We start from the raw sequence: 25,425 nt of genomic DNA on the forward strand, positions 1-25,425 counted from the left end.
TACCATGGGGGCCGACGGCCGCCCACGTGCGTCGCGATCCGACGCGCCGAGGCGGGACCACATCGCAAGGAGGCGACGTAGTGACCGAGGACCGCAGCCCGGCGGCAGCCGAGAACCCCGAGGGTGCCGCAGGCGAGGACGCCGAGGAGCAGCCGGTCAAGGGCCGCAAGAACGGCCTGTACGGCGAGGTCTCCGACGAGCTGGCCGCCTCGATGAAGTCCGGCTGGGCCGACACCGAGCTGCGCGGTCTGGAACCGGTGGCCCAGGCGCCGTACGCGGCCGCCCGCCGCGCCGCGCTCTCCGCCGCGTACCCCGGCGAGCGGCTGGTGGTCCCGGCCGGGAACCTGCGCACCCGCGCCAACGACACCGAGTACTCCTTCCGCGCCGCGAGCGAGTACGTCCACCTGACGGGCGACCAGACCGAGGACGCGATCCTGGTCGGCGAGCCCCGCGAGGGCGGCGGCCACGACTTCCACCTCTACCTGCTGCCGCGGTCCAACCGCGAGAACGGCGAGTTCTGGCTGGACGGCAACGGCGAGCTCTGGGTCGGCCGGCGCCACAGCCTGACCGAGGCCGAGCAGCTGCTCGGCCTGCCCTGCCGCGACGTCCGCAAGGCCGTCGAGGAGCTCCAGGCCGCCCCGGCCGCCCCGACCCGGCTGGTCCGCAGGTACGACGCCGGCCTGGAGGCCGGGCTCGCGGACGTGCTGGACGAGGAGAAGGACGAGGAGCTCAAGACCTTCCTCAGCGGCCTGCGCCTGGTCAAGGACGAGTGGGAGATCACCCAGCTCCGGGCCGCCTGCGACTCCACCGTCAACGGCTTCACCGACGTGGTCCGCGAGCTCGGCCAGGCCGTCGCCACCTCCGAGCGCTGGATCGAGGGCACCTTCTGGCGCCGCGCCCGGGTCGAGGGCAACGACATCGGCTACGGCTCCATCTGCGCCGCCGGCCCGCACGCCACCACCCTGCACTGGGTCCGCAACGACGGCGACGTCCGCCCGGGCGAGCTGCTGCTGCTGGACGCCGGCGTGGAGACCCACACCCTCTACACCGCCGACGTCACCCGCACCCTGCCGATCAACGGCACCTTCACCCCGCTCCAGCGGAAGATCTACGACGCGGTCTACGACGCCCAGGAGGCGGGCATCGCCGCGGTGAAGCCGGGCGGCCGGTTCCGCGACTTCCACGACGCCTCCCAGCGGGTGCTGGCCGAGCGGCTGCTGGCGTGGGGCCTGATCGACGCCTCGGTGTACGACGTCGAGAAGGTCCTGGAGCTGGGCCTGCAGCGCCGCTGGACCCTGCACGGCACCGGCCACATGCTCGGCCTCGACGTGCACGACTGCGCCCAGGCCCGCCGCGAGGACTACGTCGACGCCGACCTCGTCCCGGGCATGTGCCTGACCGTCGAGCCCGGCCTCTACTTCCAGCAGGACGACCTCACCGTCCCCGAGGAGTACCGCGGCATCGGCGTCCGCATCGAGGACGACATCCTGGTCACCGCCGAGGGCAACGAGAACCTCTCGGCCGGCCTCCCCCGCCAGGCCGACGAGGTCGAGGCCTGGATGGCCCGCCTCACCGGCTGACGCAGGGTCACGCACGGCGGCGGCCGCAACCCCTCGGGCAGGGGTGCGGCCGCCGTCTCGGTCAGGGATCAGCCCAGACCGACCATCGGCCACTCGCCCGCGTTGCCGACCGACTTGAACTCCCCACCCGCCGTGGGCAGATAGGCTGCTCCGGCCATCCGCATCGCCATCCCCGGCTCGGTGTTGGTGAGCTTCATCCGGTACGTCACGGTCCGGCTCTTACCCGGTGCCAGCGGGAAGGCCGCGTCCTGCCCGGTCGTGGCGTAGTCCATCCCTCCGCCGATCCGGAGCATCGGCAACTGCTTCCACCGCGTGCCGTCCTGGCGCTCCAGCGTGCCGGTCGGCTGCTTGGCGACCGCCGCAGCGTCCGTGGGGTCCGCGCCCTCCCGGCCGGCCACCACGGGCTCGACGGAGGCGTAGGTGGTGGAGCTGACGTTGGTCCAGGTGACCGGGAAGGTGACCACCGTCTTGTCCCCCTCACGGGCCGTGGACGAGACGCCGAAGGTCACCTTCACGTCCGTACCGTGCCCGGGGTCCTTGCGTCCGGTCAGGTCGAGGCCGGCCACGATCGCCTCCAGGTCGGCCTGGTACTCCTCCGGCAGGCCGTTGGCGTTCACGAGCACCTGTTCCCGGTGGAAGCTCCAGCCTTGTGCGGTGAACCGCTTGCCGTCGTCGCAGAGCGCCTGCCAGCGGACCGCGTTCGCGTAACGCCCGCCGAGCTTCACCAGCGAACGCTCCACGGTCCCCACGGTATGGGCCTGGACGGCCCTAGAACTGCCCTGCGCGAAGCACACCGGCTGGTTGTTCCAGCCGCTGTCGGAGTCGAGGTCCGCCTCGCTGGGCCAGGCGCGTTCCTCCCCCGGTTCCCAGGCCGTGACCATCACTCCCTCCGGCAGGCAGCCGACCTTCGGCCCGCGCGGCGGCACGCCCGGTGGCAGCAGGCAGAGCCTGGCCTTGTCGTGGTCGTCGACGCTCCAGCCGGCCGGGACCTCGACCTTGACCTTGTGGAATTCCACGGTGGTCGTGGCCGGCGGCTCCTCGGTCTCGGTCGCCGATGCCGACGCCGATCCGCTCGGGGTGAGTTCGGCGCTCGGGGACGCGGTGGGCGTCGGGGACGGGGAGGGGGACGCGGAGGCGGTGACGGCGGGGGCCACGTCCTGGGCGACGGGGTGGCCGCCGGTGTTGAGGAGGCCGATGGCGAGGCCGGCCGCCAGGCCGAACATGGCGATGGTGGTGACCACGTGGAAGGGGCGGACCTTGCGCGTGCGTCGGGTGGGCGGGGCGGCGGGGCGCAGGTTCTGGGCCGTCACCTGCTCGGCGCGGGCGGCCAGGGCGGCCCGCAGCAGCTGCTCGGTCGGCGACTCGAGCCGGTCGGGATCGTTCGGCTTCTCGGTCATCGGGCCTTCTCCAGGTGCTTCTCGAGGGCATCCAGAGCCCGGCTGGCGGTGGACTTCACAGCGCCCCGGGAGAGCCCCAGGGTCTCGGCGATCTGGGCCTCGGAGAAGTCGGACCAGTACCGCAGCACCAGCACCTCGCGCTGACGCGGGGTCAGTTCCTGCAGGGCCACCAGCACCCGACGGTGCTCGTCGTTGAGGACGGCCTGCTCCTCGGCCGAGGCGGCGTCGGCCTCGTGCGGCGGCACGTAGTCGCGGGCGGTCCTGCGGCGGCGCAGCACGGAGCGGGCGCCGTTCACCACGGAGGTCCGCAGGTAGCCGAGCGCGTTCTCCAGGCTGTCGAGGTCCTCGCCGTGGCGCTGGTACAGCGCGGTGAACGCGTCCTGCACCACGTCCTCGGCCAGGTCCTGACGGTCCACCAGCAGGACGGCCATCCGCACCAGCCCGAGCCGGTGGGCGTGGTAGAGCTCGGTGAGCGTCGGGCGCTCCGCGCCGGGGCCGCCGACCCGGACGACCTTGAGGTTGGTGCTGGTCTCCGAGGCGGAGTAGGGCTCGGCGGCCTCGGCCCCGAACAGCAGCTTCCGGAACCCCTTGAGCACACCCGCGCCGGAGAACCCCCGCGCGGGTGCGATCGCTATGGACATGCTCGCTCTTCCGTTCCCCCCGCGGCACGGCCCGCTCGGCGGGCGGCACAACGGTAAATGTCTGTTCGGACGGCTGTTGACCTGCGCGATTGTGCCCGGTTCAGAACGCGGCGGGCACACCGGCCGGGGCGGAGGGCTGCGCGGTGGAGCAGCCGGCCGGGCCGAGCGGGGCCAGGACGGCGAGCGAGACGGTGATGTTCTTCGCGAAACGGCCGAAAACGGGCTCGTTCATGGTGCAGGTCCCCCTGGGCGGTGTGGTGCTCCGTCAATTGGCGAGAGCCGCCGGGCTCGGCCGTTCTCCCGGCCCCCCTTGCTCTCACCCTGATAGACGTGCATCCCCCCGGGGGGTTGCAGGTGACCTCAGAACTTTTTTCCGCGAGACATCGCCGCAGGTCAGCACACCAGGCCGAGGTCGTTCGGGGTGGCGTTCGCCGGGTCGATCGCCCGGCGGCCCTCGGTCGGCCAGCCCTCGCGGACCCAGTACTCCAGGCCGCCGATCATCTCCTTGGTCTCGCGGCCGAGCGCCGCCAGCTTCATCGCGCCCTTGGTGGAGCCGTTGCAGGCGGGGCCCCAGCAGTAGACCACCAGCAGGCCGGCCGGGAGTTCGGCCACCCGCTCGGCGGTGATCTCGGCGAGCGGCAGGCTGATCGCGCCGGGCAGGTGGGCCTTGCGGTGCGAGCCCTCGGCCCGGACGTCCACGATCGTGAAGTCCTGCCGGCCGTCCCGCATCGCGTACCAGACGTCGGCCGGGTCGGCCTGGCAGCCGAGGCGCTCGGCGTGGAAGGCGAAGGCCCGCTCGGGGGAGACGGTGGCGCCGAGCGAACCGTTGTAGGTCGCGGTGGTGGTGACAGTGGTCATCTGCGGGCTCCTGGTGGGCGGTTGTGCGCTCTTTCCGACGTGACGATCTTCCGATCCGGACACCCCGCCCCGACAGTGGCGCCCACGACTACACTCGCCAAGATCCCGCCAACCCCGTACCGCCGCGCCAGGAGCACCGATGGCCGACCACCCCGCCACCACCCGCCCCGTCCAGGTCAGCATCGGCCCCCGCCCCGAGCCGGTGCACACCATCGCGGTGTACGCCTTCGACGGCATGGCCCCGTTCGAACTCGGCGTGGTGGTCGAGGTGTTCGGCCTGGCCAGGCCCGAGCTGGCCGGGCTGCTGGCCGCGCCCTGGTACGGGCTGAAGATCTGCGCGGACCGCCCCGGGCAGCTGCTCGACGCGGTGGGCGGCTTCTCCCTGATGGCCCATCACGGACTGGACGAGCTGGCCGCCGCCGACACCGTGATGGTGGTCGGGGTGCCCAACGCGTTCAGCGGCGAGGTCTCCCCCGGGCTGGTGGCCGCGCTGCGCACCGCGCACGAGCGCGGGGCCCGGATCGTGTCGATCTGCTCCGGTGCGTTCGCACTGGCGGCCGCCGGACTGCTGGACGGCCGGGAGGCCACCACCCACTGGCGGTACGCGGAGCTGCTCCAGCAGCGCCACCCCGCGGTGAAGGTCAACCCCGACGTGCTCTACGTGGACAACGGCTCGGTGCTGACCAGTGCCGGCAGCGCGGCCGGCATCGACCTCTGCCTGCACCTGGTGCGCAGCGACCACGGCGCCAAGGTGGCCAACACGGTGGCCCGCCGCTTCGTCGTGCCGCCCCACCGGGACGGCGGGCAGGCCCAGTTCATCGAGGCCACCGTGCTCCCGGTGGAGGAGGAGGACGACGGCATCGCCCGCTCCATGCAGTGGGCCCTCGACCACCTGGCCACCCCGCTGACCATCACCCGGCTGGCCCGGGCCGCCCGGATGTCCGACCGGTCCTACCTGCGGCACTTCACCGCCCGCAACGGCACCAGCCCGATGCGCTGGGTCATCACCCAGCGCATCGCCGCCAGCCTGTCGCTGCTGGAGTCCCCGGAGGGGACGGTGGAGGAGATCGCCGCGGCCGTCGGCTTCGAGTCCGCCGCGACCTTCCGGCACCACTTCGGCCGCACCATGCGGACCTCCCCCACCGCCTACCGCCGGGCCTTCGGCCGGGGCGTGGCCTGAGCTCAACCGGCCAGGTGGGCATCCGCGTTGGCGACGATCGCGTCCCGCAGCCAGTGCGCCAGGCCGGGGGCCACCTTGTCGTACGTCGCGGTGAAGCGCGGGTCCGCGACGTACATCTCGCCGAGGCAGCGGTGCATCTCGTGGCCGCAGTCGTAGAACGCCCCGGTGATCTGCAGGCGGTGCTCCTCCGCCAGCGCCGTGCCGTCCGCGCTGCCCGGGGCCACCCCCGCCGTCATCGCGGCGGCCAGCCGCTCGTTGAGCGCGGCCTGCTCCTGCTGGAGCTTCGCCCAGTCCTCCTTGGTGTAGCGGGCGGTCCGGCGCCGGGACTCCTTCCAGGCGTCGGTGCCGCCCCAGCGCTGCTCGGCCTCGGTCTCCCAACTCTCCTGGTAGTCCTGGCCGAAGACCTCGAACTTCTCCTCCGGGGTCAGCTGAATTCCCATCGTGCTCGCCTCCATGGCGTGTTCGACCGCCGCGGCCAACTCCTGGAGCCTGGTGATCCGGTCCTGCAGCAGCGCGTGCTGCCGGCGCAGGTGCTCGGTCGGTCCGGCCGAGGAATCGTCCAGGACGGCCGCGATCTCCTCGAGGGAGAAGCCGAGTTCGCGGTAGAACAGGATCTGCTGCAGCCGGTCCAGGTCCTCGTCCCGGTACCGCCGGTAGCCGGCCGGGGTCCGCCCGGACGGCGACAGCAGGCCGATCCCGTCGTAGTGGTGCAGGGTCCGCACCGTCACCTTGGCGACGGCCGCGACCTGTCCCACCGAGTACTCACCGCTCATCCGGCCCTTCCTCCTTCACTGGCCCCAGCCTCCGCCCTCACGTCGCGTGAGGGTCAAGCCGGTGCGCGGGCGTGCGCCGTACGAGTCTCCGAGCACGGAGCCCGAACGGCCGCCGACCTTGGGCACACCGGCCAATTGTCCAGCTCAGCGGGGTGCCCCGACCATGGCCGCATGACCACCCCCTCGCTCCCCCGGCGGTTGGCCGCCGAGGCCTTCGGCACCGCCGTGCTGGCCGCCGTGCTGATCGGCTCCGGCATCCGGGCCACCGCGCTGAGCGCCGACGGCGGGGTGCAGTTCCTGGCCAACGTGCTGGCCTCGGTGCTGGCCCTGGCCGTACTGATCACCCTGCTGGGGCCGGTCTCCGGCGCCCACCTCAACCCGCTGGTCTCGGCCGCCGCCTGGTGGACCGACCGGCGCGGCTGCACCGGCCTGACCCTGCCCGAGCTGGGCGGCTACGTCCTCGCCCAGCTGCTCGGCGGTGTGGCCGGGGCGGCCCTGGCCAACCTGATGCACCGGCAGCCCGTGCTGGCCGCCTCCTCGCAGCCGCTCGGCGGCCCGCACCTCTGGCTGGCCGAGGCGGTGGCCACCGGAGGCCTGGTGCTGCTGGTCTTCGGCCTGCTCCGGACCGGCCGGGGCCAGTACGCCCCGGTCGCGGTGGCCGCCTGGATCGGTGCCGCCTGCTGGGCCGTCTCCTCCGGCAGCTTCGCCAACCCGGCCCTCACCCTGGCCCGCTCGCTGAGCGACACCTACACCGGCATCGCCCCGGCCTCCGTGCCGGCCTTCGTGCTCGCGCAGGGCGCGGGCGCCGTCCTCGGCCTGGCCCTGGTCCCGGTCCTGTTCGGCCGGCCCCGCCACCGCGCCCCGGACGACGCCCGCGAGCTCGTCCCCGAACTGCGGGGCTGAGGCCGCCGAGGCTCCGTCAGACGCCCGCGAAGAAGGTCCTCGCCTCGGCCAGGGCCAGCTCGTCGTTGCGGACGTCACCCGGGCGGGTTCCGTTGCCGAGCAGGGCGCCGCCCCAGGGCATGCCCATGTAGTCGGCGGTGAGCTTCAGGGTGCCGATCAGCGGGTCCACGTCGGAGCGCTCGCCGGAGTGCGAGGTGACGCTCCACAGGGTGGTGCCCCGCATCCGGGCGCGGAAGTCCGAGCCGGGGACGCGGAACCAGCCGGACCAGTGGTCGAGGTAGTGCTTGACGCTGGTGGAGACGGTGTACCAGTACAGCGGGGAGACGATCACCAGGTCGGTGGCCCGCGCGGTGGCCTCGAAGAGGGTCAGGGCGTTGCCGGCGAGGGGTGGGTAGCTGCCGTCGCCGGTGTGCCGGATGTCGCCGAACGGCTCCAGCCGGAGCGACTCCAGCCGGAGCCAGGTCTGCTCGACGCCGGCCGGGAGGTGCTCGGCGGCCAGCCGGGCGAGCTGCTCGGAGTTGCCGTCCTCCCGGACGCTGCCGAGCAGGAAGAGGAAGCGACGGTCCGTCAGCCCGGGGTCCGAGGGGACGGATTCGGCGGAAGATGCGGTCATCCGGCGATCGTACTGACCGCCCGGGCGGGTCCGGCGGGCGGCTCAGTCGGCCACCCGGGTCACCGCGACCACCTTCTCGATCGCGATCCGGACCAGCAGCTCGCCGGGCACCCCGTTGCGCGCCCCGTACTCCTCGGCCCGCTCCTCCCCCATGTAGCGGGCGGCGATCCGGCCGGCCCAGTACCGCACCTCGTCGAGGTCCTCGCTGAGCTGCGCCCGGCCCCGGACGGTGACGAAGTCGAACGGCGGCCGGTCGTCGTCCACGCACACCACCACCCGGCCGTCCCTCGCCAGGTTCCGGCCCTTCACCGTCTCCGCCCCGGTGTTGAGGATCAGCTCCCCGCCCTCCAGCAGGAACCAGACCGGCGCCACGTGCGGGCTGCCGTCCGCCCGGACGGTGGCGAGTTTGCCGGTCCTGGTCCCGGCCGAGAGGAACGCGCGCCACTCGGGCTCGGTCATCTGAGGCATGGGGTCATCGTGACCGACCCGGCGGCCGGGGCGGGCCCGGCGCGCCGGGGCCGCCCCGAGGTGCTCCGGGGGTCAGGACTCCAGGGCGTAGTAGTGCAGGGTCTCGTCGGAGGAGGTGCGGCGCAGACCGGCCTTCTCCAGCACCCGCTGCGAGCCGAGGTTGTCGTGGGTGGTGTCGGCCACCGCGCGGCGGGCCCGGCCTCCGGCGAAGGCCCGGTCGAGCAGGGCGCGGACGGCCTCGGTGGTGTAGCCCTTCCCCTCCGCCTCGGGGGCGACGCCGTAGCCGAACGCCACCGTGCCGGTCTCCTCGTCCGGCGGGCCGAAGAGGCCGATGCCGCCGATCACCTGACCGGTGCTCAGCAGCACGATCTGCAGCGGCCCGTACAGCGGCTCGCCCGCCGGCAGCCCCAGGAACATCCGCGCCACGTCCCGGTCGTCCTCCCGCGGGTACCCCGCGCTCCACTCCGGCGAGCGTCCGCCGCCCCCGGCCACCAGCTCGGCCTCCTCGGCCGTGTACGGGCGCAGCCGCAGCCGCGCGGTCTCGATGCTGAAGTCCGTCATCCCCAACTCCGTGATCACTCCCCGGGCCCCACCCCACCGGCGGGCCACCCGGCGCGGATTCCCCCGCACGGGTACGACAGTACGACCACCCCCCACGGGCCACCCCACCGCTCCCAAGCCCGCCGGAGGCGACCCGAGCCCATGTCAGCCGATCGGTTGACCCCCTTCGGTGCCGTCCCGGGCCAGGATGGAACCGTGAGCGAGACGAGTGGTGCGGAGCGCAGCGGCCTGCGGCTGACGGTCGTGATGTACGGCGCGTTCCTGCTGCTGCTCGGAGCCTCCCTCACCCGCTACCTGCTGCGGCACGGCGACAGCGGCCGGGCCGGCTGGGTGATCGCCCTCAGTGCCGCCCTCGCCCTCGCCCAGCTCCCGGAACTGCGCCGCCGCGGACGGGCCCTCCGGATCGCCCGCCTCGCCCTGGTGGCCGGCCTCTGGACCGTCCTGGTGCTGCTCGCCCCGAGCTTCGCCTGGTGCGCCGTCCCGCTGATCTACACCGCGCTCCGCACCCTCCCGGCCACCGCCGCCGTCCCCCTGGTGGCCCTGCTGACCGGCCTGGTGATGTACGCCGAACAGCAGCTCGCGGACGGCATCGACCCGGTGACCCTGCTCGCCCCGCCCGCCGTGGCCGGCCTGGCCACCGTGGTCTTCCTCCAGATGGAGCGTCAGGCCGAGCGCCAGCGCGCCCTGATCGCCGACCTGGTCTCGACCCGCCGCGCCCTGGCCGACACCAACCGCCGCGAGGGCGTCCTGGCGGAGCGTCAGCGGCTGGCCATCGAGATCCACGACACCCTGGCCCAGGGCCTGTCCAGCCAGCAGATGCTGCTCCAGGCGGCCGACCGCGTCTGGGACACCGACCCGGCCACCGCCCGCACCCACGTGCACACCGCCGCGTCGATCGCCGCCCGCAGCCTCGCCGAGGCCCGCCGCTTCGTCCGTGACCTGACCCCGGCCGACCTGGCCGACGGCGTGGGGCTGGACCAGGCGCTGCGCACCCTCGCCGACCGCGAGGCGGCGGAGAGCGGTCTGACGGTCCGCTGCCACCTGGAGGGCACCCCGGCCCCGCTGCCGGACGCCGTCCGCAGCGCACTGCTGCGGATCGCCCAGGGCGCGCTGGCCAACGTCCGCGAACACTCCGGAGCCCGCACCGCCGCGCTCACCCTCTCCTACCTCGGCGACCAGGTGGTCCTCGACATCGGCGACGACGGCCGCGGCCTGCCACCGATCCCGGCGGGCGCGGAGGCCGACCCGTCCCGGGGGCACGGCCTGCCCGCGATGCGGGCCCGGGTCCGCCAACTGGGCGGCACCCTGACCGTCGAGTCCGCCCCGGGCGAGGGCACCGTGGTCACGGCGGCCATCCCGCTCGAACTCCCCGCAGACGCCCAGTGACGACGACCGGAGGACCCATGACCGCGACCACCCCCGTCCGCCTGCTGGTCTGCGACGACCACGCGGTGGTCCGGGCCGGGCTCCTGGCCCTGCTGGGCAGCGCCCCCGACATCGAGGTGGTGGGTGCGGCCGGCAGTGGCGAGGAGGCCATCGCGCTGGCGGCCAAGCTGCGGCCCCAGGTGGTGCTGATGGACCTCCAACTGGGCGACGGCATCGACGGGGTGGAGGCCACCAGCCGGATCGCCGGGCGGCCGGGGGCGCCGTACGTGCTGGTGCTCACCACCTACGACACCGACGCCGACATCAACCGGGCGATCGCCGCGGGGGCCACCGGCTACCTGCTCAAGGCGGAGCGGCCGGAGGAGCTGTTCGCCGCGATCCACGCCGCCGCCGAGGGGCGCACCACCCTGTCGCCCCCGGTGGCCTCCCGGGTGATGGCCCAGCTGCGCACGCCGGTGCCCCAACTCACCGACCGGGAACAGGAGATCCTCGCCCAGCTGGCCCAGGGCCTGGGCAACCGGGAGATCGCCCGCGCGCTGTTCATCAGCGAGGCCACCGTGAAGACCCACCTGGGGCGGATCTACGACAAGCTCGGCGTCGACACCCGCTCGGGCGCGGTCGCCGTCGCCAAGGAACGCCGGCTGCTCCGCTGAACCTTCGCCGGATTCGCCCGGAAGGGCAGTGCCCAGGGGCGCGGGGAACTGCGCGCTGCGGCAGGCAACGACCCGTGTGCCGGGTACGGACGCTCACGTGCAAGTGGCTCTCCGTACCCGGCACACGGGTCTCGTTCTTCCGTCTCGCGCAGTTCCTCGCGCCCCTGGGCGCTGCCCTTCCGGGCCAGCCGGTGTCAGAGGCGGTCGAAGAGGTCTCCCACGCAGCGGTGGGCGTCGGCCAGGGCCCGGTTGGGGCCACCCGGCGAGGGGACGTAGTGGTTGTAGAAGGTGGCGCCCTCGCAGAGCGGGCCGAGCACCCAGAGCCGCTCGTCCACCGTGCCGTCGGCGCCGATCGGCTGGTTGCCCCGGGTGACGTCCACGCCGCGGCTGCTCGGCGCGGACGGGCGGTGCCGCCGGATCCGGCCGCTGTCGCGGAGCTGCCGCAGCAGCGGGCTGGCGGTGCGCTCCACGTCGGGCTGGCCGGAGGTGGCCAGGCAGAGCCAGTCGACCCACTCCTGGTGCGGGGTGGCCAGTTCGGTGGAGGAGACCACCCAGCCCAGGCCGTCCCACTCCACGGTCGGCGCCGGGCCGAACGGGATCTTCACGATCCCGGCCTCCACCAGTGCCAACAGCTCGGCGTGCCGGTCGAGTTGGGGCCCGGTGACATTGCGGTTGAGCACCCCGGTGTAGGAACCGTAGAACTCCTCGTGGGACTTCTCCTCCAGCCCGCCGAAGTCCACCGCGTAGCGGATCACGTCGCGCAGGTCTCGGAGCACCTCCAGGGCGGACTTCACCGGGCTGCCGGCCAGGCCCAGCCGGGCCTGCGCCAGGTCCTGGGCGATCCGGTCCAGGTACCAGGCCTGGTACGCCTCCCGGTCCTCGGTTCCGCCGACCGGCGGGTGCACCAGCTCGACCGGGTCGAACTCGCCCTGCTCACGGTCGAGCCGGTCCAGCTCGGCACCGATCCGGCCGGCCGCGTGGGCATCCCGGAGCGCCCGCTCGACCACCGCCTCCAGCTCCTCTCCTCCGTCCAGCGCGGCGGTGCGGCGGTGGAAGGCGATCCGCATCTCGGTCAGGATCAGCGGTTCGACCTGCTCGCGCAGGTCCAACTCCGGCCGGTCCGTGCGCAGTCGGTCGACGGCCTGGCGGGTGAAGGCGATCGGCTGGTAGCCGCCGCGCCGGTTGTTCTCCGGCCGGGCCCGGAACGGCAGCCCGGTGCGGGAGTAGAGCAGGATGCGCGGCTCGCGGCCGCTCGGCAGGTAGCAGCGGCGGCCGTCGGGGCCGGGCACGTGCTCGCCGCCCCGGCCGACGGTGAGCGCGGCCAGCGCGTCCATCGCGGACAGTCCGGTGCCGCCGAGCGCGACCGTCTGGCCGGGCTCGATCCTGGCCAGTTGGCCGGGCAGCGGGTAGATCTCCCGCAGGTACCGCTCGCCGCCCGGGCCGGGGGCCGGCTCGGCGGGCGGGGTGTGACCGGTGGTCAGGAAGACGTGGTCCACCTCGACCCGGCGGCCGTCCTCCAGGCTGATCGAACGGCCGCCGTCCGGGGCCTCGTTGAGGGCGATCGCGGTGGTCCGGTGCAGCTCCACCGTGACGTGCTCGGGGGCCCGGGCCAAGGTCCGGCGCAGGCACCAGGCCAGGTACTCGCCGAGGATCCGCCGGGGCAGGTAGTCGTCGGGTGCGACCGGTCGGCCGAAGGCGCCGAGGGTGAAGCCGTCCTCGGCCAGCCGGAGGCTGCGGCCGGTGACCCAGGTGTACAGGTCGGTGCCCCGGTCCGCCACCGCGTCGCCGACGGTGGCCTCCTCCGGGAAGTGCGAGACCTGTGCGGCGACGGTGTTCAGCAGCAGGTAGTCCGGCTGCTCCGGGTCGTGCAGCCCGCTGCCGTCGCCGACCGGGTCCACCAGCTCGACCCGGACCGGCCGCCGGCCCCAACTCTCCTGGGAGGCGAGGGTGATGATGCGCTCCAGCACCCCGAGCCCGCGCGAGCCGAGCCCGATGACGCCGATCCTGGCCTCCGCCGTCGTGTGCGCCGCGTCCGTCACGTCCGTCGTCACCACCGCTTGGTCTCCCCGAAGAAGTCGGCGATCTCGACCGCCTGGCCGGACCGCTGGGCCTCCTGGTGCACGAACCTGCCGACCGCGAGGTCCAGCACCCCGAGGCCGAAGGGCGAGAAGACCACCGGCTTGTCGTCGCCGACCACGGCGTCCCCGTTGATCACCTGGGCCAGCGTCCCGGTGACGAAGTCCCGGTTCCCGACCAGCTGTTCGGCCAGGTGCGGGGAGGTGTTGGCCTTCATGCAGTGCTCGACGTCGTCCAGCACGTTGTAGGAGCCGAGGATCAGCTCCGGGGCGATGTCGCGCAGCGAGATGTTCAGCACCAGCTGGCCGGGGGCGAAGCTGTCCGGGGCGGTCACGTACGGCTCGCCCGCCGTGGTCGCGAAGACCACCAGGTCGGCCCCCTTGAGCACCGGCGCCAGCTCGGGGGCGAACTCCGCCGCCCAGCCCAGCTCACCCGCCGTGTACTCCACCAGGGCCTCGCCGTACTGCGGCAGTTGGTCGTGCACCTGGACGGTGCCGAACTCCCAGTCACGGGACCGGAAGAACTCCAGGATGTTCCGGGCGATGATGCCCGCGCCGACCACGACCACCCGCTCCGCCCGGCGGCCGCCGGACAGCACCTCGGCCGCCAGCACCGCCGAGGCGGCGGTGCGGGCCGCGCTGATCTGGGAGGCCTCCAGCACCGCGTACGGGTAGCCGGTGGCGTAGTCGTTGAGCAGCAGGGCGGCCGAGGCGCGCGGGACGCCCTGCTCGATGTTGGCCGGGAAGCTGCTGATCCACTTGATGCCGGCCACGTCCTGGCCGCCGCCGAGGTACGCGGGCAGGGCGATGATCCGGGCGTCCGGCTTCTCGGGGAAGCGCAGGAAGTAGCTGTCCGGGTTGACCGACTCGCCCGCCTCGTGGGTCAGGTAGGTCTCCCGGACCTGCTCGACGATCCGGGGCCGGCTCCGGCCGATGATCTCCCTGGCGGCCTTGCCGCCGATCACGCTGAACTCGAACACGCTGCTGCTCCTTGCCACTTGGGCACTGGGGAAGAGTGGATGGGACGGGAAGGGTCAGTGGTGCGCCGCGGCGGCGGTCTCCAGGAGGTCACCGAATCGCTCGGCCACCCAGGCGTCGTCGTACACGGTGCCGAGGTAGCGCTCGCCGAGGTCCGGGCCGATCGCCACCACCGAGGCGCCGGGCGGGAGTTCGAGCCGCTTGCGGTCCACCGCGGCCAGCACCGAGCCGGTGGATCCGCCCATCGCCAGCCCGCGCTCGACGGCCAGGCGGCGGCACATCCGGACCGCCTCGGCCTCGGGCACCAGGACCACCTCGTCCACGCCCTCGGGGCGCAGGATCTCCGGGCGGCGGCTGGTGCCCAGGCCCGGGATGTGGCGGCGGCCGCCCGGGTGGCCGAAGGTCACCGAGCCCTCGGTGTCCACCGCGATGATCCTGGTCAGCGGCGAGTTGGCCCGGAACCACTCCACGCAGCCCATCAGGGTGCCGGTGGTGCCGGCGCCGACGAACAGCACGTCCACGTCGAGGAACTGCTTGCCGATGGCGGCGGCGGTGCGCTCCCGGTGGGCGGCCGGGTTGGCCGGGTTGGCGTACTGGTTCGGCCAGACCAGCTCCGGGTCCTCCCGCAGCCGCTCCTGGATGTGGTCGATCCGGGACTGCAGGAAGCCGCCGTTGGCGTCCCGGCGGTCGACCATCGCGACCTCGGCGCCGAAGGCCCGCATCAGCCCGATCGACTGGACGGAGGTGTTGGGGTCGATCACGCAGGTGAACGCGTAGCCGCGGGCCGCGCAGACCGAGGCCAGAGCGATCCCGAGGTTGCCGGAGGAGGACTCGATCACCCGGCCCCCGGCGCGGAGCACGCCGCGGGCCTCGGCGTCGTCCAACAGGCCCACCGCAGCCTTGAGTTTGATCGACCCGGCCGGATTCAGGCCCTCGATCTTCAGGGTCAGGTCGACCCCGGGCACGAAGCCGTTGAGGTCCAGGAAGAGATCGTCCAGCACGATCTCGTAGGCATGCCGAAATAACATCACGGAACCTGTCGGTAGGGGGAGTGGGGCTCTGACAGGCGCGGGGAGCGGACGCGGGAAGCGGGCGGGGCGACGAGCCGGCGGCCGAAGCCGCTCAGCAGCCCGTCATCCTGACGACCTGCCAGCTGTCCGCCACCGGCGCTCCGGCGGTGTCCAGCAGCAGCGCCGAGCGCTCCCGCACCGCGGCGGCCAGTTCGACCCCGGTCACCCCGGGGCGGTCGGTCAGGGCACCGGCCAGCGCGGCCAGCGCGGCCCGGACCCTCGGGGCCCGGCCACCGGCCGGGCGGCAGAGCAGTGCCCCGGCCGCAGCCGTACCGGCCAGCCGGGCGAACTCCGCCAGTTCACAGTCGTCGGGGAAGGCCAGCTGCCCGGTGTACCCGGACTCCCTGAGCCCTCTTGCCAGTTCGGCCGCCCGGTGGAACCGCGCGGCCACCACCACCGTGCGCAGCGCGGACGGCACCGGCCCCACCGGGCCGACGGTCCGCACCGGCCGGCCCGGCGAGTCGGCCCCCAGCAGGTGGACACCGAGCCGGTAGCCGTACGCACTGCCGTCGGTCAGCACACCGACCCCGGTGGCGCCCAGCGAGTCCAGCGCCGCCAACAGGGCCTTCGCCTGACCGGCCTCGTCCGGCGCCCAACTCAGCGCCAGCGGCTGCCCGTCGGGCCCGCCGCCCGGCTGCCCCGGGACGCTCGGCAGGGCCGTCACCGGCAGCAGACAGGGCAGCCCCGCCGCCCGGTAGAGCGGTAGCGCGGCGGCCGCGCCCCGGCTGCCCAGATGGCCGACCACGGCCCGGTACCCGCCGCTCTCCACCACCTTGCGGGCCACCCGACGGGCCCCGTCCAGGGCCGCCGACTCGTCGTGCAGCACCCACTCGATCGCCGGTCCGGTGCCGCCCCTGGCCACCGCCCGCAGCGTCCGGCCCCAGGCGGCCCGGGGGCCGGTGGCCGGCAGCACGAGTGCGATCCTGGGGCCGCCCACCGGGCCGCCCGCTCTCGCCGACTCCACCGGGGCTAGCCCCAGATCGCCGAGGACCGCACCGGCTCGGCCAGTTGCACCCCGGCCAGCAGGACGGTGCTCAGCAGCAGCCCGGCCAGGACCCGCAGACGTCCGCCACCGGACACGCCGGACACGGCACGCCCGCCGGAACGGCCGGACCGGCCGGACTCCTGACCAAGAACGGCACCCATTGGGTCAACTCGCCGCATGACAACGCCTCCTCGTCGGACCACTCGTCAGGGGATCCGGCCTGTTCAGCGCCGTGCGCCGGCCGGTGGATCCATCGTCACCCGCCGCCGCGACTTGGAACAGTACGTACGCCTTTCCTGTACAGGCCACGACCGGTCGCGGACACTTGCTCGGGTGATCCAACAGAGCGCTCAGAAGGCGGCCACCCCGCCCCACCAGCGCCGCACGGCCGAGCGGGACAGGCGGCCCACCGGCGCCGACCAGCCACAGCAGGCGCACCAGCCGTACCAGCCGCACGCCCCGCTCGCCGAGGACTACGGCACCCTGGCGGCGGCCCTGGCCGAGGACAGCACCGCCCTGGCCGACGCCCGCGAGATCTACCGACGGGCCCTGGACGACCCGGAGTGGGACCCGTCCCCGGCCCGGGCCCGGCTCGGCTGGGACGACGACCGCTTCGTCCGCGCCATCGAACTGCTGGACACCATGGGCCTGTTGGCCCCGGCCGCGACCACACCCAGCGGCTGGACCACCCTCTCGCCGACCAGCGCGATCAGCCGGCTGCTGGCCGACGAGGAGCAGCGCGTCGCGACCCGGCTGGCCGAGGCCGCCGCCGCCCGGCACACCCTGGCCCGGCTGCTGACCGACTTCCACCCGCTGCACGCGGACCAACTGTCAGGCGCCGCTACCGAGTTGGTGATAGGTCCGGCCCGGGTCACCGCCATGCTGGAGGACGTCGTCCGACGCGCCCGCTCCGAGTTCCTCTCCCTGCACCCCGGCCCCCCGGTGGCCCGCGAGATGCTGGAGGCCGGGCTCTCCCGTGACAAGCTCCTGCTCGAACGCGGCGTCACCATCCGCTCCGTCCACCTCGGATCCTCCGCCGCCACCCCCGCCCTGCACGGCTACCTCGCCGAACTCTCCTGGGCCGGGGCCCGGGTGCGCACCGCGCAGACCCTCCCCATGCGGATGATCCTGGTCGACGGCTCCCTCGCCGTCCTCCCCGCCCCCGCCGTCCCCGACGAGATCGCCGCCCTGGTGGTCCACGGCGAACAGCTCGTCGCCGTCTTCCGCCAGCTCTTCGAGCACTGCTGGGCGCTCTCCGCCGACTTCGCCCCCACCCACACCGGCCCCGCCGCCCCCGACCCCGACCTCACCGAGCGCCACCACGAGATCCTCCGCATGCTCGCCTCCGGCCTCACCGACGAGTCCATGGCCCGTCGCCTGGCCGTCTCCGAACGCACCGTCCGCCGCCTGGTCGCCGAGATCACCCAACGCCTGGGCGCCGACAGCCGCTTCCAGGCCGGCGTCATCGCCACCCAGCTCGGCTGGCTCGACCAGACCGCCCCGGCCCCCGCCCGCCCGGGCGCCTGACCCGCCCTGGCCCCCGCCTGACGGGCCGTCACGTCGCGGAGACGGCGAAGCCGCCCCAGGTCCGTCCGAACGGTTCCTGGAGCGGCTCCGGGCCGGGTGCGGCCGGACTCAGCCCACCGGTGCGGGGGTCTGCTCGGTGCTGAGGCTCCGGGCGTCCTTGCTCAGTGACAGGGTGACGCCGACCGCGATCATCGGCAGGGCCGCCATGACGAAGCCCCACTGGACGCCGACCGTGACCAGCATGCCCATGAGGGCGAACGAGAGCGGCTCCAGCACCACCCGCGGCAGGCCCATGATGCTGTTCATCCGGCCGAGGAAGTCGGTGGGCGTCCGGGTCTGGATGAAGGTCGGCAGCGCGACGTCGCTGGAGTAGGCGACGCCCACGCCGAGCACGGCCAGCAGCGCGGCCGCGGCCCAGGGGCTGGGCAGGAAGCCGAGGACCGCGAACGCCAGACCCTCGCACAGGGTCATGCCGATGATCAGCAGGCCCCAGCGGCGGGGCAGGCCGGTGACGGCCGCCGCGATGGTGCCGACCAGCTGGCCGAGGCCCCAGGAGGAGATCAGCACGCCCAGGGCGAGCGCGCTCTCCGAGAAGCTCCGCGAGAGAGCCGGCAGGCCGACCGAGAAGAGCCCGCTGTAGCTGAGCGCCGACGCCGAGATGAGCAGCAGGACGGAGCGGACCTCGCGGCTCCGCCGGGCGTACCGCAGCCCCGAGGCGATCTCCGACCGGATCTCCGCGACCGAGGGCGACTTGGCCTCGGGGTCCGCCGGGCGGGCCGGGGCCGCGCGCAGGCTCAGCGCCGCGAAGAGGAAGGTCGCGGCGTTGAAGAAGAGTGCGCCGGTGGCACCGGTCGCGGCCACCAGGGCGCCGCCGAGGACCGGTCCGAGCAGCCGCGCGCCCTGCTCGTTGAAGCCGGCCAGCGCGTTGGCCCGGGGCAGGTCCTCCTCGTCCACCAGCGAGGGCAGGATGCTGTCGCTGGCCGGCCAGAAGAAGGCCTCGGCGACGCCCATCACGATGGCGATGGCGTAGAACTGCCAGACCTGCACGCCGTCGAACGCGCTCGCCAGACCGAGGGCGACCACCGCGCTGCCGCGCGCCACGTGGGTCGCCAGCATCACGGTACGGGGGGACAGCCGGTCGGTGAGCGCCCCGCCGAGCAGCATCAGGAGGCCGCGCGGAATGGCCTGGGCCAGCACGACGCCGGCCAGGACGGCGGCCGAACCGGTCTCCTGGAGCACCAGCCAGATGAAGGCGACCTCGAAGCTCAGGTCACCGAGGATCGAGACGCCCTCCCCCGCCCAGACCATCCGGAACGGCCGGGACCGCAGCGGCCGCCGCAGTTGATCCAGCATCACTTGCCTTTCTGTCGAGGCGCGCCGGGCGCGCCGTCGGTGTGCGGGGCCGGCCGGTACGGCCGCCCCCGGGTCGCGGGCCGTGGTCAGGACACGCTCTGATAGGTGGCCACGAAGGTACGGGCCACCTGCTCCACGAGGTGCCGCAGGCCATCGTGGTCGATCACCCGGCCGTGCACCAGGCCGAGCGTCTGGTTGCCGATCCGCCAGTCGATCGGCTGGCCGGGCCGGGCCAGGACGTCGACGGCGGTGACGCCGTCCAGCGCCTCGGCCTCCTCCACCCCGTGCAGCCCGGTCAGCTCGCGGGCCTCGACGGGCGGGAGGAGCACCCACTCGAAGGTCACGCCGGAGAAGTCGAAGGAGGCCGCCGACGGGCGCCGGCCGAGCGCGAGTTCGAGCGCGGAGCGGACCAGGCTGGCGCCCGAGCCCCTCGGGACGAGGTCCACCACGTGCCCGCCGACCCGGCCGTTGACCTCGATGATCCGCGGGCCCGACGGGGTCAGCTTCACCTCGGTGTGGGTCACCGAGTCCTGGATCCCGAGCGCCCGCACCGCGTCGGCGGCCAGGGCCTGCACCTCGGCCGACAGCTCCGGGGAGAGCGTCGAGGGCACGAAGAAGCCCGTCTCCCGGAACGGCTCCGCCAGCGGCAGCTTGCCCGACACGCAGGAGGCCAGGACCTCCCCCCGGTGCACCAGCCCCTCCACCGACACGTAGTCGCCCCAGCCCTCCCCGGCGGCGGAGGGATCGCCGACCAGGCACTGCTCGACCACGAACACCCGGTCCTGGCCGACCTCGCCCGACATCACGGCGGGCAGCGCGCGGACGGCCTGCTCGGCGGAGTCCAGCCTCACGGTGTTCCGGCTGCCCGCTCCGGTCCGGGGCTTGACCACGACCGGGTAGCCCAGCTCCGCGGCCGCCTCCAGCACCTGCTCGGCGGACTCCGCCAGCCGGCAGCCGGTGGCGTCCACGCCGGCCGCCGCCAGGGCCGCGCGCTGCGCCAGCTTGTCGGTGAGCAGCCGCACCGTCGCGGCACCGTGGTACCGGAGGCCGAGCTCGGCCGCGAGCTCCGCGGTCCGGCCGAGGCAGTACTCGCTGAAGGTGACGATGGCCTCGGGCGCCTCCCGGCGGACTGCCTCGGCGGCCTCGGCCGGGCTCAGTCCGGTGATGTCGCACACCGTCGCCCGGCGGCGCAGGCCGCGCAGCAGGGGTGCGACGCCCGGCTGTGCGGCGTCGCACACGAGGACCACCTCGCACAACCCCTCGGCGTCCGCCAGCACCGTCCCGGGGCCGGCCGCGCCGTCGGCGTAGACCACGGCGACCCGGGGCAGCCGACGGCCCGTCACCGGTCCACCTCGACCTCGGACAGCGACCACTGGGGGCGGCCCGGGACGGGGACGGAGGCGGCGCCGGAGAACCTCAGCCCGGCGGCCGACAGCAGCCCGGCCAGCTCCGAGCGGCTGCGCAGCCGCCCGCCGAAGTGGACCAGCGCGTGCAGGTCGCCGATCGGCGCGAAGGCGCCGGCCGCCACCTGCTCCGGCATCTCGGCGTCCACGATGAGCAGCCTGGCCCCGGGCGTCATCACGGCGGCGAAGTGGCGCAGGATCCGCAGGGCCTCCTCGTCGCCCCAGTTGGGGAGCACCCGGACCAGCAGGTAGAGGTCCGCCCCCGGGACGACGCCGTCCAGGAACGATCCCGGCACCGCCGTGGCCCGGCCCGCCAGACCGGGATCGGCGAGCCGGTCGCGGGCCTCCTCCATCACGTGCGGGATCTCCTGGAGCGTGCCCGTCAGATGCGGGTGGGCCAGCAGGAGTTCGGCCAGGGTGGTGCCGTTGCCTCCGCCGATGTCGGCGACCGAGGCGGCCGCGCCGAAGTCGTACGCCTCGGCCAGCGCGTCACCGAGGCCCTCGACCGCGATGACGGCGTTGTAGTGCGCCGCCAGCTCGGGGTGCGTGCCGAGGAAGCCGTAGAAGTCGGTGCCGTGACGGCTCCGGAAGCCGTCGCCGTCCGTGTGGAGGAGGTCGTACAGGGAGTCGAAGGAGGGTGCGCTCACCGCACCGAAGTAGACGGCGGCGCTGTGCAGCGAGTCCGGCAGGTCGGTGCGCAGCGGCTCGCCGAGCTGGGTGAGCGCGAACGCCCCGTCGGGCCGGGACTCCAGCAGACCGACCGCGACGAGCGCGCGCAGCAGCTGGAGCAGGCGGTCCGGCCGCGCACCGGTCAGCTCGGCCAGCCGGCCGAGCCCGGCCGGCCCCTCGGCGAGGAGGTCGGCCAGCCCCAGCCGGGCGGCGGTGGTCACCAGCGCGGTGGCCCGGTAGCCGCCGATCATCTCCAGGAGGCCGGACCTGGCTTCGCTGCCGTCCATGTGCTCTCTTCTCTCTCGGGTCGGGTCGGGCGAGGTCATGCCGGCACGGCGCGGACCGACCTGGGGGTCATGTCGGTCCACTCGGTCTCGATCCGGCGCAGGCACTCCTCGCGGGTGGCCGCCTCGCCGCTGGCCCGCCAGCCGAGGGGGATCTCGTGGTACGTGGGCCAGATCGAGTACTGGTCCTCGTGGTTGACGACGACGTGGAACAGGTCCTGGGTCGGGTTCATCGGTCACTCTCCTTCGGTGGGGACGATGGCGGGGAGGCCGTAGCGCTCCACCGCGGCGTGGTAGAGCTCGCGCAGCAGCGGATCGCGCACCCGCCCGCGCTCGTAGTGGGCGCGGAAGGCGGTGTCGTACCTCTCGAACCAGTCGCGGCGGCTGGTCAGGAAGAGCACGTCGTGCGGGGCCATCCGGCGCATCGCCAGCAGGCCGACCGGAGCCACGGAGACCCGGAAGCCGGTGTTGCGCGCGGCCCGTTCGTCGCAGTTCGGGTGGAACTGACCGATCATCAGACCGGCGTCCACCGCCGCGTTCTTCAGCGACTCGTACGCGTCGTCGAGGCGCTGCCAGCCGGCCGGACCGGTCATCGGCATCACGACGATCCGGCACTCCAGCGAGGCGCCGGACTTGGGCTGCGGCTCCGCCGTGAGGGCGAAGTCGGCGAGCTCCTCGGTGAGCGCCTCGGTGATCCCCGCCGTGCTGGAGCCGTCCACCTCGTAGCGGAAACTGAACTGCACGGCCTGGTCGTTGAGGGCCGGCGGGACGAACGGGCAGACCGGCCCCGTCCTTCCGAGCTGCTCGTGCGAGCGTCCGACGTAGTCGCGCAGCCAGGCGTCGACGACGGCGAGGTCGGCGGCGAAGGCGTGCCCGGGCGGCTCGGTCCGGATGCGGAGCTCACGCCGCCCGGACGCCTTGCGGTCGGTCACGGCGGACCTGCTGGAGGCGGTCATGCGGCCGCCTCCGCACCCAGTCGGTCCGCTATCAGCCCGGCCATCTCGGTGTACGACTCCAGGGCGTAGACCTCGGCGAAGTCCAGCTCCACGCCGAGCCGGGTCCGGACGTCCTCGACCACTCGCATCAGGGCCAACGAACTGCCGCCGTCGGCGAAGAAGTCCGAGTCGGGGCCGGGTACCACCCCGGTGTGCCGCTGCCAGGAGTCCGCCAGCTCCGGGTAGGGCAGGGCGGCGGCCCGCTCGGGCGGGCCCTCCGGCCCGGGCCCGGCCGCGGACGGCAGCAGCTCGCGCAGCGCCCGGCGGTCCACCTTGCCGGTCGGGCCCAGGGGAAGGGCGTCGAGGGCGACGATCCGCTCGGCCACCAGGTGGCGCGGGACGGACCGGCCGACCCGCTCGCGCAGGGCCGCGGTGTCGAGGCCGGCCGGGGTCACGAACGCGACGAGCACGGCCCCCTCCTCGGTCCGGTCGGCCAGCACGGCCGCGTCCAGGACCTGGGGATCGGCGGCCAGCGCGGCCTGTGCCTCGGCCGGGTCCACCCGGAAGCCGCGGACCTTGACCTCGTCGTCGGTCCGGCCCAGGAACTCCAGCGCGCCGCTCGTCAGCAGCCGGACCCGGTCGCCGGTGCGGTACATCCGGGAGCCGGGGCTCGTGGTGAAGGGGTCGGGCAGGAACCGGTCGGCGGTGGCGGCCGGGCGGCCGAGGTAGCCGCGCGCCAACCGGCTTCCGCCGACGAAGAGTTCGCCGGGCTGCCCGTCCGCCACCGCGTCCAGCCGCTCGTCCAGGACGTAGCAGGAGGTGCCGGGGTGGGCGAAGCCGATCGGCAGCGAGGCGGACAGCGACCGGTCCCGGCCGGCGACCGGTCCGAGGGTGCTGAAGGTGGTGTTCTCGGTGGGCCCGTAGCCGTTGACCAGCGCGGTGCCCGGGTGGGCGGCGACGAAGGCGTCGGCCACGTCGGGGAGCACCACGTCGCCCCCCACGGCCAGCCGCCTCAGGGTGCCGAGCGCGGCGGGGTGGTGAGCGGCCATCAGGTGGAAGACCGCGGCGGTGAGCCAGGCCGTGGTGACCTCCGGACGGCTGAGCTCGGCGGCCAGCTCGTGCAGCGCCTGCGGGTGGTGCGGCACGGCGACCACCCGGGCACCCACCAGCAGGGCGTTCCAGATCTCGAAGGTGGAGGCGTCGAAGGCCAGGGTGGAGTGCAGCAGGGTGCCGTCCTCCGGGCCGAGCAGCAGCTCCCCGCCGCCGAGCGCGAGGCCGGTGACACCGCGGTGGGTCACGCCGACCGGCTTGGGCTCGCCGGTCGTCCCGGAGGTGAACATCACGTACGCGAGGTCGTCCGGGCCGGCCGTCGGACCGGGCAGCGGGCCGTCGCCCTCCCCGAGACCGAGCCCGTCCACCGCCCGGGTGACCAGGCCCGGCACGGGCGGGGTGCCGCCGTCGGTGCTCAGGTTGAGCACCGCGCCGGCCAGCCGCGCCATCAGGGCCGCCCGCTCGGGCGGGAAGGAGGGGTCGACGGGTACGTAGTGGGCTCCGGCGAACAGCACCGCGAGCATGGCCAGCACCGCCGGCCGGCCGCCGTGGCCGGTCAGCAGCACCGCGTCGCCCGGGCGCACGCCCAGGCGGCCCAACTCGGCGGCGGCGGAACGGGCGCGGGCCAGCAGCTCGCCGTAGCCGTACGCACCGCCCCCGTCCACGACGGCCGGACGGTCCGGCTGCCGTCGCGCGACGGCGGCGAAGGCCGCTTCGACGCGTGGGGCGGTCGGACTGCTCATCGGTTCTGCTCCTGTCCGTACTCGGTGAAGACGGCCTGCGGGTTCGGCTCGGGGGCGAGGGCGATGTGCGGGCGGAGCGCGGTCACCGGCTCCGGGTCGAGCAGCTCGACGAGCCCGTGCCGGAGCACCGTGGCGGCGACCAACTGGGCTTCCAGCAGCGAGAACTGACGCCCGAGGCACTGGTGCGGCCCGGCACCGAAGGGCAGGTACTGCTGGGCCGGCGGCCGGTCGCCGAGGAAGCGCTCCGGGCGGAACTCCTCCGGTGCCTCCCACAGTTCGGGGTCGTGGTGCATGACGTAGGTGGCGGCGAGCACCACGTCCCCGGGGACCAGCTCGATCCCGGCGGCCTCCAGCGGCTCCTCGATCGTGCGGACCAGGGCCCAGGCCGGCGGGGTGAGCCGCAGCGACTCCTCGACCACGGCACGCAGGTAGGGCAGCGCCCCGTTCGGGGCCGAGGGCAGCGCGGCCAGCGCGTCCAGGTCCTCGGCACGGACCTCCGCCAGACTGCGGCGCAGCGCCTCGGGGTTGTGCGCCAGGTTGTGGAAGATCCAGGTCAGCAGCGTGCCCATGGTCTCGACACCGGCGACGAAGACCGAGAGCAGTTCCTCGCGCAGCACCTGGTGCGGGTCCTCGCCGGCGGCGGCCTCCTCGCCCAGCGCGGCGACGATCTCGGCCAGGACGCCGGGCTCGGAGGCGGGGCAGCCGAACTGCCCGGCCCGGCCCGCGATGAAGGCCTCCAGCGCCGAACGGCGCTTGAGGAAGGCCTCGTGCTCGGCCTCGCCCACGCTGTCCGGGACGAACAGCCGGTGGTCCAGGTACTCGACGGCGTCCTGGAGGGCCTCGGTGAGCTCCTCCAGCTCCGCGCCGTCCAGCGCCGGGTCGACCGAGCGCAGGATCACCTGGACGCTGAGCCGCTGCATGGTCACCGCGAGGTCCATCGGCCGGCCGTCCCGGCCCTTCAGCTCGCGCCGGACGAAGTCCTCGGCGGCCCGCAGGATCACCCCGTGCCCGGACGCGACCGCACGCGGGGTGAACATCGGGCGCAGCAGCGCCCGGCGGCGCCGCCACTGGTCGCCGGTGGCGACCACGAACAGGCCGCTGCCGACCAGTTCGCGCAGCAGCGCCCGGTGGGTCCGGAGACCGTGCACCAGGGCCGCGTTGGCCAGCGCCGGCTCGGTGGTGATCAGGATGCGCTGCTCCCCCGCCCCCTCGCCCTCGTCGTACGGGATGACGCAGACCGTGCCCTCGGCGCGGATCCGGGTCAGGGTCCCGAGCGGGTCGCTGCGCATCCCCTGGTTGAACCCGTCGAGGTCGACGGGGCTGTCGGTGAGCGTCGCCAT

General features: G+C 74.1%; 25 protein-coding genes. 6 read left to right on the plus strand and 19 right to left on the minus strand.

Annotation, left to right across the window (positions count from 1 at the left end):
- Positions 1-80: 80 nt before the first annotated feature.
- Complete coding sequence (locus ACWCYY_RS13995) at positions 81-1,580, plus strand: aminopeptidase P family protein (RefSeq protein ID WP_449796144.1); 1,500 nt, start codon at positions 81-83, stop codon at positions 1,578-1,580.
- A 68-nt stretch (positions 1,581-1,648) separates the two neighbouring features.
- On the opposite strand, the gene ACWCYY_RS14000 is transcribed toward ACWCYY_RS13995, so the two are convergent.
- The 4 genes from ACWCYY_RS14000 to ACWCYY_RS14015 all read right to left on the minus strand — a co-directional run bounded on the left by ACWCYY_RS14000 (position 1,649) and on the right by ACWCYY_RS14015 (position 4,476).
- A complete protein-coding gene (locus ACWCYY_RS14000; protein ID WP_449796145.1) occupies positions 1,649-2,977 on the minus strand; it encodes a hypothetical protein in 1,329 nt (442 codons plus the stop codon).
- The gene (locus ACWCYY_RS14005) at positions 2,974-3,618 is read right to left on the minus strand and encodes an RNA polymerase sigma factor (protein ID WP_449796146.1); all 645 of its coding nucleotides are present in this window, start codon (positions 3,616-3,618) and stop codon (positions 2,974-2,976) included. Before ACWCYY_RS14005 ends, ACWCYY_RS14000 begins: the two co-directional genes overlap by 4 nt.
- Positions 3,619-3,718: 100 nt before the next feature.
- A complete protein-coding gene (locus ACWCYY_RS14010) occupies positions 3,719-3,850 on the minus strand; it encodes a hypothetical protein (protein ID WP_345287220.1) in 132 nt (43 codons plus the stop codon).
- Positions 3,851-4,011: 161 nt separating this feature from the next.
- A complete protein-coding gene (locus ACWCYY_RS14015; RefSeq protein ID WP_449796147.1) occupies positions 4,012-4,476 on the minus strand; it encodes a rhodanese-like domain-containing protein in 465 nt (154 codons plus the stop codon).
- A gap of 202 nt (positions 4,477-4,678) precedes the next feature.
- Between ACWCYY_RS14015 and ACWCYY_RS14020 the strand changes: the two genes are divergently transcribed.
- On the plus strand, positions 4,679-5,656 hold the full coding sequence (locus tag ACWCYY_RS14020; protein WP_449796200.1) for a helix-turn-helix domain-containing protein: 978 nt from the start codon (positions 4,679-4,681) through the stop codon (positions 5,654-5,656).
- Positions 5,657-5,658: 2 nt separating this feature from the next.
- Here ACWCYY_RS14020 and ACWCYY_RS14025 read toward each other — a convergent pair whose 3' ends face one another.
- Positions 5,659-6,429: a MerR family transcriptional regulator gene (locus ACWCYY_RS14025; protein ID WP_449796148.1), complete on the minus strand. Its 771-nt coding sequence runs from the start codon at positions 6,427-6,429 to the stop codon at positions 5,659-5,661.
- A gap of 171 nt (positions 6,430-6,600) precedes the next feature.
- Here ACWCYY_RS14025 and ACWCYY_RS14030 point away from each other — a divergent pair, with 171 nt between their 5' ends.
- Positions 6,601-7,332: an aquaporin gene (locus tag ACWCYY_RS14030; protein WP_449796149.1), complete on the plus strand. Its 732-nt coding sequence runs from the start codon at positions 6,601-6,603 to the stop codon at positions 7,330-7,332.
- Positions 7,333-7,348: 16 nt separating this feature from the next.
- Here the strand turns inward: ACWCYY_RS14030 and ACWCYY_RS14035 are convergent, their stop codons facing one another.
- The 3 genes from ACWCYY_RS14035 to ACWCYY_RS14045 all read right to left on the minus strand — a co-directional run bounded on the left by ACWCYY_RS14035 (position 7,349) and on the right by ACWCYY_RS14045 (position 8,974).
- On the minus strand, positions 7,349-7,945 hold the full coding sequence (locus tag ACWCYY_RS14035) for a flavodoxin family protein (RefSeq protein ID WP_345287230.1): 597 nt from the start codon (positions 7,943-7,945) through the stop codon (positions 7,349-7,351).
- A 42-nt stretch (positions 7,946-7,987) separates the two neighbouring features.
- The gene (locus ACWCYY_RS14040; protein WP_345287232.1) at positions 7,988-8,413 is read right to left on the minus strand and encodes a PPOX class F420-dependent oxidoreductase; all 426 of its coding nucleotides are present in this window, start codon (positions 8,411-8,413) and stop codon (positions 7,988-7,990) included.
- Positions 8,414-8,485: 72 nt separating this feature from the next.
- Entirely contained in the window at positions 8,486-8,974 is a 489-nt protein-coding gene (locus tag ACWCYY_RS14045) for a GNAT family N-acetyltransferase (protein ID WP_345287234.1), read from the minus strand.
- Positions 8,975-9,220: 246 nt separating this feature from the next.
- Between ACWCYY_RS14045 and ACWCYY_RS14050 the strand changes: the two genes are divergently transcribed.
- Positions 9,221-10,360: a sensor histidine kinase gene (locus ACWCYY_RS14050; RefSeq protein ID WP_345287274.1), complete on the plus strand. Its 1,140-nt coding sequence runs from the start codon at positions 9,221-9,223 to the stop codon at positions 10,358-10,360.
- 17 nt (positions 10,361-10,377) lie between these two features.
- The gene (locus ACWCYY_RS14055) at positions 10,378-11,013 is read left to right on the plus strand and encodes a response regulator transcription factor (RefSeq protein ID WP_345287236.1); all 636 of its coding nucleotides are present in this window, start codon (positions 10,378-10,380) and stop codon (positions 11,011-11,013) included.
- A 194-nt stretch (positions 11,014-11,207) separates the two neighbouring features.
- Here the strand turns inward: ACWCYY_RS14055 and ACWCYY_RS14060 are convergent, their stop codons facing one another.
- From ACWCYY_RS14060 to ACWCYY_RS14075, 4 genes are all read right to left on the minus strand, one after another.
- The gene (locus ACWCYY_RS14060) at positions 11,208-13,067 is read right to left on the minus strand and encodes an FAD/NAD(P)-binding protein (protein WP_449796150.1); all 1,860 of its coding nucleotides are present in this window, start codon (positions 13,065-13,067) and stop codon (positions 11,208-11,210) included.
- Positions 13,061-14,068 carry a 2,3-diaminopropionate biosynthesis protein SbnB gene (gene sbnB, locus ACWCYY_RS14065; protein WP_345287240.1) on the minus strand — a complete coding sequence of 336 codons (1,008 nt, stop codon included), beginning with the start codon at positions 14,066-14,068 and terminating at the stop codon, positions 13,061-13,063. Before sbnB ends, ACWCYY_RS14060 begins: the two co-directional genes overlap by 7 nt.
- A gap of 54 nt (positions 14,069-14,122) precedes the next feature.
- The gene (gene sbnA / locus ACWCYY_RS14070) at positions 14,123-15,094 is read right to left on the minus strand and encodes a 2,3-diaminopropionate biosynthesis protein SbnA (RefSeq protein WP_345287242.1); all 972 of its coding nucleotides are present in this window, start codon (positions 15,092-15,094) and stop codon (positions 14,123-14,125) included.
- 94 nt (positions 15,095-15,188) lie between these two features.
- Complete coding sequence (locus ACWCYY_RS14075) at positions 15,189-16,049, minus strand: ABC transporter substrate-binding protein (protein WP_345287244.1); 861 nt, start codon at positions 16,047-16,049, stop codon at positions 15,189-15,191.
- Positions 16,050-16,454: 405 nt separating this feature from the next.
- On the opposite strand from ACWCYY_RS14075, the gene ACWCYY_RS14080 reads away from it, so the two are divergent.
- Positions 16,455-17,648: a helix-turn-helix transcriptional regulator gene (locus ACWCYY_RS14080; RefSeq protein WP_449796151.1), complete on the plus strand. Its 1,194-nt coding sequence runs from the start codon at positions 16,455-16,457 to the stop codon at positions 17,646-17,648.
- Positions 17,649-17,756: 108 nt separating this feature from the next.
- Here ACWCYY_RS14080 and ACWCYY_RS14085 read toward each other — a convergent pair whose 3' ends face one another.
- The 7 genes from ACWCYY_RS14085 to ACWCYY_RS14115 all read right to left on the minus strand — a co-directional run bounded on the left by ACWCYY_RS14085 (position 17,757) and on the right by ACWCYY_RS14115 (position 25,425).
- Positions 17,757-19,001 carry an MFS transporter gene (locus tag ACWCYY_RS14085; protein WP_380149496.1) on the minus strand — a complete coding sequence of 415 codons (1,245 nt, stop codon included), beginning with the start codon at positions 18,999-19,001 and terminating at the stop codon, positions 17,757-17,759.
- 86 nt (positions 19,002-19,087) lie between these two features.
- On the minus strand, positions 19,088-20,344 hold the full coding sequence (locus ACWCYY_RS14090; protein ID WP_345287252.1) for an ATP-grasp domain-containing protein: 1,257 nt from the start codon (positions 20,342-20,344) through the stop codon (positions 19,088-19,090).
- A complete protein-coding gene (locus ACWCYY_RS14095; RefSeq protein WP_449796152.1) occupies positions 20,341-21,360 on the minus strand; it encodes a methyltransferase in 1,020 nt (339 codons plus the stop codon). The genes ACWCYY_RS14090 and ACWCYY_RS14095 overlap by 4 nt, the downstream gene beginning before the upstream one ends.
- 35 nt (positions 21,361-21,395) lie before the next feature.
- A complete protein-coding gene (locus ACWCYY_RS14100) occupies positions 21,396-21,590 on the minus strand; it encodes an MbtH family protein (protein WP_345287255.1) in 195 nt (64 codons plus the stop codon).
- Positions 21,591-21,593: 3 nt separating this feature from the next.
- Positions 21,594-22,313 carry a DUF6875 domain-containing protein gene (locus ACWCYY_RS14105; RefSeq protein WP_449796153.1) on the minus strand — a complete coding sequence of 240 codons (720 nt, stop codon included), beginning with the start codon at positions 22,311-22,313 and terminating at the stop codon, positions 21,594-21,596.
- Positions 22,310-24,085 carry a non-ribosomal peptide synthetase gene (locus tag ACWCYY_RS14110; protein ID WP_380149497.1) on the minus strand — a complete coding sequence of 592 codons (1,776 nt, stop codon included), beginning with the start codon at positions 24,083-24,085 and terminating at the stop codon, positions 22,310-22,312. The genes ACWCYY_RS14105 and ACWCYY_RS14110 overlap by 4 nt, the downstream gene beginning before the upstream one ends.
- Complete coding sequence (locus tag ACWCYY_RS14115; protein ID WP_380149498.1) at positions 24,082-25,425, minus strand: cytochrome P450; 1,344 nt, start codon at positions 25,423-25,425, stop codon at positions 24,082-24,084. The genes ACWCYY_RS14110 and ACWCYY_RS14115 overlap by 4 nt, the downstream gene beginning before the upstream one ends.

It is taken from the genome of Kitasatospora sp. NPDC001664, assembly GCF_053596675.1.